The organism is Micromonospora sp. M51 (assembly GCF_018070305.1).
GTDB classification, from domain to species: domain Bacteria; phylum Actinomycetota; class Actinomycetes; order Mycobacteriales; family Micromonosporaceae; genus Micromonospora; species Micromonospora parva.
This window is the reverse complement of record NZ_JAGPXZ010001120.1, coordinates 1-1,373: the sequence shown is the minus strand read 5'-3', so window position 1 is coordinate 1,373 and position 1,373 is coordinate 1. Positions and strand designations below refer to the sequence as shown.

Here is a 1,373-nt window from a genome sequence, read left to right as displayed (position 1 = left end):
GCCCGCCGGGGGCCGACGAGCGTCGGGGGTACGCCCCACCGGGATCGGCGGAACGTACCCCCTGATGACGACCGGACGATCAGGCCTTCGGCGCGAGGCTGAAGTCGATGATCTGCTCGGGGGTGATGTTCTGCTTCAGCGCGCCGGCGCCCTGCAGGATGGCGATGCTCTTGGCGACCCGGCCGCTGTCCAGGGTGCCGATCGCGGTGCCGGTGTTGCCGGAGCGGACGTACGCGGCCATCAGGTCCAGCTCGGCGGCGGCGGAGACCGGGTTGGTGGCGTCGACGTTCTTCTTCAGGATGTCGGCGGCCTCCTTGGAGTTCGCCAGGCTGTACTCGAGGCCCTTGAGCAGCGCCGCGGTGAACCGCTTCACCATCTCGGGCTTCTCCTTGGCGATCTTCGAGGAGGTGATCAGCACGTTGCCGTAGAGGTCCTGCATCACGTTGCTGTACGGCAGCATGACGGCCTTCTTCTTGGCCGCCGCCTCGATGGTCGGCTGACCGACGACGAACTGACCGATGCCGTCCACCGAGCCGGAGGCCAGCGTGCCGATCAGGTTCTGCGCCTCACCGTTGACCCAGGTCACCTTGGTCGCGTCCACACCGGCGAGCCGGGCGTACGTCGGGAAGAGGTTGCGGACCACGGACCCGGGGGTGTCGGCGAGCTTCTTGCCCTCCAGGTCCTTCGGGGAGCTGATGTTCTTGCCCTCGACGGTGGCGATGCCCGCCATGGTGCGCTGCTGGATCGCGGCCACCGCGGTGAAGTCCTTCGCCTGGCCGTTGCCGAGCTGGAGCAGACCGCCGGTGAGGTCGATCGGGCCGAAGTCGGCCTGGCCGCCGACGACGGTCTGGATCACGCCGCCGGTGCCCTGGCCGGCCTTGATCTCGACGTCGAAGCCGGCTTCCTTGAAGAAGCCCTTGTCCTTTGCCACCCAGGCGTAGGAGTCACGGCCGAAGTTGCCGAACGAGGTGAGGTAGGTCACCTTCTCCAGCGCCTTGCCGTCGCCGCCCTTGGCGTCGTCGGCCGAATCCGACCCGCTGCTGCAGGCGGAGACAAGGGCGAGGGCGGTGGCCAGCGCGGCCGTAGCGACCGTACGGGTCAGCCTTCTCATCAGTGCACCATGTCCTTTCCGACCGGGGCCGGCAGGCCACCGGAGGGGGTTGTTATGACGGGCCGGCGAGAGGGGTGGAAGCCGGGCTCCGCCGTCGTGAGGGGACTCTTCGCGGGCACAGCGTACGAGAAACCCACAGTTGTGACGCCAGGCGTATCGGGTTGCGGAACGGAAACAACATGACGACCACCCCAGCCGGTGCCATACCTCGACACGGCGGTTAGCCTTTGTCGGATTCCTGACCCTCGACTCAGCGGAGGTA

1 protein-coding gene is annotated in these 1,373 nt (G+C 67.6%); it reads right to left on the bottom strand.

Going from position 1 to position 1,373, the window contains the following annotated elements; translation table 11 throughout:
* Window positions 1–79 precede the first annotated feature (79 nt).
* On the bottom strand, window positions 80–1,111 hold the full coding sequence (locus KBX53_RS32970) for an ABC transporter substrate-binding protein (RefSeq protein ID WP_210863765.1): 1,032 nt from the start codon (window positions 1,109–1,111) through the stop codon (window positions 80–82).
* Window positions 1,112–1,373: the final 262 nt, after the last annotated feature.

Bases quoted from the DNA above. Each gene is read 5' to 3' on its own strand.
- KBX53_RS32970 (WP_210863765.1), bottom strand. From the start codon at position 1,111: ATGAGAAGGCTGACCCGTACGGTCGCTACGGCCGCGCTGGCCACCGCC.